General features: G+C 45.6%; 4 protein-coding genes and 21 tRNA genes. 22 read left to right on the forward strand and 3 right to left on the reverse strand.

The window, feature by feature from the left end; genetic code table 11:
- The first annotated feature begins 36 nt into the window (after positions 1-36).
- The 21 genes from NSQ58_RS26565 to NSQ58_RS26665 all read left to right on the forward strand — a co-directional run bounded on the left by NSQ58_RS26565 (position 37) and on the right by NSQ58_RS26665 (position 2,023).
- Positions 37-113: transfer RNA gene (locus NSQ58_RS26565), tRNA-Ile, on the forward strand.
- Between the two features lie 22 nt (positions 114-135).
- Positions 136-211: transfer RNA gene (locus NSQ58_RS26570), tRNA-Ala, on the forward strand.
- A 4-nt stretch (positions 212-215) separates the two neighbouring features.
- Positions 216-291: transfer RNA gene (locus tag NSQ58_RS26575), tRNA-Asn, on the forward strand.
- 34 nt (positions 292-325) lie between these two features.
- Positions 326-399, forward strand: a tRNA-Met gene (locus NSQ58_RS26580).
- Between the two features lie 3 nt (positions 400-402).
- Positions 403-494: transfer RNA gene (locus tag NSQ58_RS26585), tRNA-Ser, on the forward strand.
- A 32-nt stretch (positions 495-526) separates the two neighbouring features.
- Positions 527-598, forward strand: a tRNA-Glu gene (locus tag NSQ58_RS26590).
- Between the two features lie 6 nt (positions 599-604).
- Positions 605-680, forward strand: a tRNA-Val gene (locus NSQ58_RS26595).
- Positions 681-710: 30 nt separating this feature from the next.
- Positions 711-784 (forward strand) — tRNA-Met (locus tag NSQ58_RS26600).
- Between the two features lie 25 nt (positions 785-809).
- Positions 810-886: transfer RNA gene (locus tag NSQ58_RS26605), tRNA-Asp, on the forward strand.
- Positions 887-952: 66 nt separating this feature from the next.
- A tRNA-Phe gene (locus NSQ58_RS26610) sits at positions 953-1,025 on the forward strand.
- Between the two features lie 26 nt (positions 1,026-1,051).
- Positions 1,052-1,127 (forward strand) — tRNA-Thr (locus NSQ58_RS26615).
- Positions 1,128-1,131: 4 nt separating this feature from the next.
- Positions 1,132-1,217: transfer RNA gene (locus NSQ58_RS26620), tRNA-Tyr, on the forward strand.
- 19 nt (positions 1,218-1,236) lie between these two features.
- Positions 1,237-1,309, forward strand: a tRNA-His gene (locus NSQ58_RS26625).
- A 17-nt stretch (positions 1,310-1,326) separates the two neighbouring features.
- Positions 1,327-1,401, forward strand: a tRNA-Gln gene (locus tag NSQ58_RS26630).
- Positions 1,402-1,405: 4 nt separating this feature from the next.
- A tRNA-Lys gene (locus NSQ58_RS26635) sits at positions 1,406-1,481 on the forward strand.
- A gap of 14 nt (positions 1,482-1,495) precedes the next feature.
- Positions 1,496-1,582 (forward strand) — tRNA-Leu (locus NSQ58_RS26640).
- 6 nt (positions 1,583-1,588) lie between these two features.
- Positions 1,589-1,663: transfer RNA gene (locus tag NSQ58_RS26645), tRNA-Gly, on the forward strand.
- Positions 1,664-1,673: 10 nt separating this feature from the next.
- Positions 1,674-1,744: transfer RNA gene (locus tag NSQ58_RS26650), tRNA-Cys, on the forward strand.
- Between the two features lie 26 nt (positions 1,745-1,770).
- Positions 1,771-1,847 (forward strand) — tRNA-Arg (locus NSQ58_RS26655).
- A gap of 22 nt (positions 1,848-1,869) precedes the next feature.
- Positions 1,870-1,943: transfer RNA gene (locus tag NSQ58_RS26660), tRNA-Pro, on the forward strand.
- A gap of 9 nt (positions 1,944-1,952) precedes the next feature.
- Positions 1,953-2,023: transfer RNA gene (locus tag NSQ58_RS26665), tRNA-Gly, on the forward strand.
- Positions 2,024-2,223: 200 nt separating this feature from the next.
- Here the strand turns inward: NSQ58_RS26665 and NSQ58_RS26670 are convergent.
- The 3 genes from NSQ58_RS26670 to NSQ58_RS26680 form a co-directional block, all read right to left on the reverse strand.
- A complete protein-coding gene (locus NSQ58_RS26670) occupies positions 2,224-3,327 on the reverse strand; it encodes a PAS domain-containing sensor histidine kinase (protein WP_023986656.1) in 1,104 nt (367 codons plus the stop codon).
- Complete coding sequence (locus tag NSQ58_RS26675) at positions 3,320-3,973, reverse strand: response regulator (RefSeq protein WP_023986657.1); 654 nt, start codon at positions 3,971-3,973, stop codon at positions 3,320-3,322. Before NSQ58_RS26675 ends, NSQ58_RS26670 begins: the two co-directional genes overlap by 8 nt.
- Positions 3,974-4,116: 143 nt before the next feature.
- A complete protein-coding gene (locus NSQ58_RS26680; RefSeq protein ID WP_028542674.1) occupies positions 4,117-4,566 on the reverse strand; it encodes a GAF domain-containing protein in 450 nt (149 codons plus the stop codon).
- Between the two features lie 299 nt (positions 4,567-4,865).
- On the opposite strand from NSQ58_RS26680, the gene NSQ58_RS26685 reads away from it, so the two are divergent.
- Complete coding sequence (locus NSQ58_RS26685) at positions 4,866-5,606, forward strand: Crp/Fnr family transcriptional regulator (protein WP_025718906.1); 741 nt, start codon at positions 4,866-4,868, stop codon at positions 5,604-5,606.
- Positions 5,607-6,215 lie beyond the last annotated feature (609 nt).

Genomic DNA, 6,215 nt, shown 5'->3' on the forward strand with positions numbered 1-6,215 from the left:
GATATCCTTTAAAGGATGATGAAGTTTTACATGTTAGGGCCTTTAGCTCAGCTGGTTAGAGCGCACCCCTGATAAGGGTGAGGTCGGTGGTTCGAGTCCACTAAGGCCCACCACTTCTAGAATAACAAAAAGATTGGGGCCATAGCTCAGCTGGGAGAGCGCCTGCCTTGCACGCAGGAGGTCAGCGGTTCGATCCCGCTTGGCTCCACCAATATTCCCTGATAGCTCAGTTGGTAGAGCACTCGACTGTTAATCGAGTTGTCACAGGTTCGAGTCCTGTTCGGGGAGCCATGTTTTGAATATTTCTGAATTTTATATATAAGGTGGCGGCGTAGCTCAGCTGGCTAGAGCGTACGGTTCATACCCGTGAGGTCGGGGGTTCGATCCCCTCTGCCGCTACTCGGAGAGATACCCAAGTGGCTATAAGGGGACCCTCTGCTAAGGGGTTAGACTGCGAAAGTGGTGCGAGGGTTCGAATCCCTCTCTCTCCGCCATAAATTTATTGGAATCAGAACTTATTTTGTAAGGCCCGTTGGTCAAGGGGTTAAGACACCTCCCTTTCACGGAGGTAACAGGGGTTCGAATCCCCTACGGGTCATAATATGGAGGCTTAGCTCAGCTGGGAGAGCATCTGCCTTACAAGCAGAGGGTCGGGGGTTCGAGCCCCTCAGCCTCCACCATAAGAAAATTTGATAAATCCCTTTTAATGACGCGGGGTGGAGCAGTTCGGTAGCTCGTCGGGCTCATAACCCGAAGGTCGTAGGTTCAAATCCTGCCCCCGCAATTAATTTCCTATTGGAAATGCCTCTGGAACTGTGGTGTAGAGGCCTAACATGCCTGCCTGTCACGCAGGAGATCGCGGGTTCGAATCCCGTCAGTTCCGCCATTTTAATCTCATATATAGTTGACATATATAGTGCGGATTATATGGTGTAGTAATAAAACAAAATATGGCTCGGTAGCTCAGTCGGTAGAGCAGAGGACTGAAAATCCTCGTGTCGGCGGTTCGATTCCGTCCCGAGCCACCTTTCAAGTGGGAAATGAGTAATGTGCCGGTGTAGCTCAACTGGTAGAGCAACTGACTTGTAATCAGTAGGTTGGGGGTTCAAGTCCTCTCGCCGGCACCATTTTGGAGGATTAGCGAAGTGGCCAAACGCATCAGACTGTAAATCTGCTCCCTTACGGGTTCGGTGGTTCGAATCCATCATCCTCCACCAGTCTTTTCATAATCATATGGCGGTCGTGGCGAAGTGGTTAACGCACCGGACTGTGACTCCGGCATTCGTGGGTTCAAGCCCCATCGGCCGCCCTTTATTCTTAATTTATTGGGGATTAGCCAAGCGGTAAGGCAACGGACTTTGACTCCGTCATGCATAGGTTCAAATCCTATATCCCCAGCCATTAAGAGCCATTAGCTCAGTTGGTAGAGCACCTGACTTTTAATCAGGGTGTCGAAGGTTCGAGTCCTTCATGGCTCACCATTTATAATTATTTTGCGGTCGTGGCGGAATTGGCAGACGCGCACGGTTCAGGTCCGTGTGGGCTAACCCCCGTGGAGGTTCGAGTCCTCTCGACCGCACCATATTTTGCGGACGTGGCTCAGCGGTAGAGCATCGCCTTGCCAAGGCGAGGGTCGCGGGTTCGATTCCCGTCGTCCGCTCCATTATCCATACGGCGCCATAGCCAAGTGGTAAGGCAAAGCTCTGCAAAAGCTTCATCCCCAGTTCAAATCTGGGTGGCGCCTTGACTGCTCATTATGGATTTAGATATGCGCCCTTAGCTCAGCTGGATAGAGCGTTTGACTACGAATCAAAAGGCCGGGAGTTCGAATCTCTCAGGGCGCGCCATTTCTTAAAAAAAGTATAATGTCGGGATGTAGCTCAGCTTGGTAGAGCACCTGGTTTGGGACCAGGGGGTCGCATGTTCAAATCGTGTCATCCCGATACTGATTTGCGGGTGTAGTTCAATGGTAGAACTCCAGCCTTCCAAGCTGGTAGCGTGGGTTCGATTCCCATCACCCGCTTTTTGCTATAGCGGATTCTTGTTGCCTCAGTGGTGACACCTTATAAATAAAGAGAGCCTGTCTGGGGACAGAGCTCTCTCTTTTTTTGTATTTATCTTCATGTACCCACAATGTATTGATTATTCATAATCTCGGTATCGGTGTATATCGTTCTGATCATACAACTGGTATACGCCGATAACCGATCTAGTGGACAGTTTTTACACGGGAATGGTCAGCTGGATGGAGGTTCCCTCATCTGGAGCAGAGGTCATGCTCATAAATCCCCCTACCCCTCTAGCTCGTTCTTCCATACTGAACAATCCAACTCCCTCTCCTTGGGACTTTCCAGAGAATCCAATGCCCTCATCCCGAATGGTCACTTGTATCATTTCATCTTGATCCTCAACGTCGACATATGCCTCCGCTACATCTGCATATTTGGCTACATTCGTTAATGCCTCCTGTACAATCCGATAAATTGCTATTTCCTTGCGAATATCAAGGCGTTTACGTAGAGTGCATTGAAAATGCACCTCAATCCCGTAATGAGAACAGAAGTTTTCAATATAGGTTCTTATAGCTGGGACGACACCCAAATCATCCAGAACTGAGGGACGAAGTTCCCACGCTAGACCACGAACATCTTTGATGATGTCGGTCACCTGCGAACGAAGACTCTCCAGAGCAGCACTAGGTTGTTCGGCAAGTTGGCTATCTAACTGAATAATAAGTGAAAACAAGCTTTGTCCTATCCCATCATGTAGCTCTCTTGAAAAGCGTTTACGTTCTTCTTCCTGTATTTGCATGACTTGCGTCATCATAGACTGGAGTTCCGCTTCTACTTTCTTCAGTTTAGTGACCTCATTGCGGATCGCTAAGTACTGATAGGGTTTACCTTCCTCGTCCATAAACGGAACGATCGTAGTATTCACCCAGTAGTAGCTGTTATCTTTAGCACGATTACGTATTTCTCCTTGCCATACCTCACCTGAACGGATTGTAGTCCACAGGTTTTTCATGAAGGCAGGGGTATGATAGCCTGAATTGATGAGACGATGATCCTGACCGATCAGCTCTTCACGACTGTATTGCGAAATCTCACAAAACTTGTCGTTCACGTACTGAATAATACCTCGATGATCGGTCAAAGCAACAATGGAAGACGTATCTAGAGCAAATTTTAGATTGGATAGTTGGTGGAGTGAGTTACGTAGTGCATGGAGAAAAGGGGACTCTGGTATATAAATTTCTAGATCATTCAGCAATGTATCGGTTGATTCACCAAAGGCATGCTGCAGTAAAGGATTAGAAGGTTCATTCATAATGGAGTAGCCCCTTTTTTAGTGCGAATTTGACTAGCTCAGGTCGTGTTTTCAAGTTAAGCTTCTCCATAAGGTTACTTTTATGGGACTCTACGGTTTTGACGCTAATCACTAGGTGCTCGGCAATTTCCTTGTTGGCATATCCTTTGGCTACCCACGATAGAATCTCCTTTTCCCGCTCAGATAGGGATTCATAGGGTCCGGCTATGCCTTCCTGTTTGATTTTGTCCAGATATTCACTCATCAGTCGTTTGGTTGCATTCGGGTACAAGTAGGCACTACCCTCGGCTACAGACTGGATGGCAGCGAGCAACTCCTCGTGAGGTGCGCTTTTTAAAATATATCCGGATGCTCCAGCCTGAATGGCCCGGAACAGATATTCTTCATCATCATGCATTGTTAAAATAAGGACTTCTGTGTCGGGCAACTTTTTTTTTAATTCAGTGGTTGCCGTGAGACCATCTTTGCCAGGTGGCATGCTAAAATCCATGAGCACGACATTAGGTTGTAGCTCCACTGCCTTGTGGATTGCCTCATCCCCGTCTGCTGCATCTCCTACTACCTTGATACCGTTTTTGCCGTCCAATAGGGCCATGAGGCCAGAACGTACGACAACGTGATCATCCACTACTAGTATACGAATCAATTTGTCATCCCCTCGAACGGTAAAAAAACCGTGCGTTTTGTCATAATCATAGCAAATTTTAGGGATTTCAATCAACAAAGATAGTTAGGGACAGTGATATCAAGTATTTTATGAGTTTCATTATCTACAGAAACATTGTTGATCTATGGAGTAAGAGGGTAAGCACATAGTTGGCTAAGGCGTTGAGCGACTTGAGTGGCCTCGGCTACATCAGACTCTGTGAACATCCTCACATCACGATTACCAAGAAGCAGCACACCGTTGGGCAGATCCCCTGTGCTGGAAAAGGGAATAGCAACAGCAGAGTGAAGCTGCTCGGCCAGCATTAGTGCACATTCCTGACGCAAACGTATACTACCTGATAGCAAAGCACTTACAGTCACGGTACGTCCCAAGCGAACAGCCATCCCGGCAATACCATGGCCAATCTTAAAAGAAATAAGACGATAGCGATTGCTTCGGCTACCGGAGGCGTAATACCAATGCAACTTACCACCCGACTTGGACATAAATGCAAGGGCAGTGAGATCACCATAAATAGTATCTCTCAACTGATTCAGTTCTTTTCGCATTTCATCCGTTATTTGTAGCATAGAAGACACATCCTTTTTCATAACCAAACTATATCTCTAATTCATTGTAGTTCCGACAGTTACAAAAGTAGATCAGGGAACCCCCTGATCTATAGGCGCAGGAAACACTGACTTTTCATCTGGTCGGGTAAGGAGTAGGGAAAAGGCCGATAAATGGGGCATTAGCTTACCTCGGAAGTGATATTTATCACAGTAAATCAGGGAGTAGGAAGGTATAAAATCAGGTGTTCTCCCGATAACAACCCAGGCCTTAAAACATTATGATATAGATATCAGGTAAACACGAGGAGGACGCTAACATGCAAGCCACTTGTATGGAACGGTTTGGAGACGAAGCGGAACGCACGGGAATTCAGATTTATTTGACAGAAGAACATTTTGATCTGCTAAAAGATATTATGTCCTGGAAGAAGGTAAAGGCAGGCGTTATGCTTTTCCGAGAGGGCGATGATGCAGAGCAGCTTTATTATATACATTCAGGTCATGTTAAACTTCGTAAATCGACAGAAGATGGTAAAGAACTGATTCTGACCATTCAGCATCAAGGTGACTTAATTGGGGAATTTAGCGGGATAGATGGAGAAGAGTATAGCTGCACTGCGGAAACAGCCGATGTGTGTGAGTTAGGCGTCGTGCTTGTTAAGGATCTGGAGTCGCTCTTGTCCAAAAATGGGGAAATGGCACTTCAGTTCATCCAGTGGATGGCGATGAAGCAACGCATTATGCAATCGCGTTTTCGGGACTTACTGTTGTATGGTAAAACTGGAGCGCTAGCGTCTACATTGATCCGTGCTAGCAATACATGTGGCGTGGCTGTGAAGGATGGCATTTTACTAAATATGAAGCTAAGTCACTCTGAATTAGGTGAGATGATTGGAGCGACGCGAGAGAGTGTGAACCGGATGCTGAGCGCGCTGAAAGAGCAGGGAACCCTAGATACAAGGGATGGAAAGATTGTCATTCACGATCTCAAGGTATTACGTGGCATGTGCTGCTGTCCTTCGTACGGCCAATGTGCCCATGAAATTTGTCGCCTCTAATATTATGAATACCATTAGGCGAGGTCCAAGAGACTTCGCCTTGTTGCATGTCTTCTAACAATCTAGCACATGGGGTAACGGGGTTAACGAACAAAATAGATTACAAAAAAACTAATTAACGTCGTATAGCGGTTAATTACCAATAATGTATTTATATTAAATGGAACTGAACAGATGACATTTTATGAACTAGCTGTTTTGAAATAACATTGGAGCTAATAATGGTTGACTAAACGGTGAAAGGGATTTTAAGTTTGAAAAAGGGATTATTTACAAGTTGCTTTCTTTTGCTGAAAATGATATATTATTTGAGCTGACAACAAAACAGCAGTTTCAAAAGCAAAAAGCTTGGGTGAAACGATCTTCAAAAAAGAAAAAATAACCCTTGCATTTTCGAAATGAATATGATATGATCTTATAGCTGCTGAAAAATGCAGCGAAAGAGAAATGTTTGATCTTTGAAAACTGAACAACGAGTGAGTAAAACGATTTTGTTCGCAAAATCAAACAAGAGATATTTTTATCTCGTCAGTTTCAAAATGAGCTTATCGCTCTTTCTATAAACCAGCTTCGGTTGGTCTTTAATGGAGAGTTTGATCCTGGCTCAGG

Source organism: Paenibacillus sp. FSL M7-0134, from assembly GCF_038007865.1.
In the GTDB taxonomy this organism is placed as follows: Bacteria; Bacillota; Bacilli; order Paenibacillales; family Paenibacillaceae; genus Paenibacillus; species Paenibacillus polymyxa_B.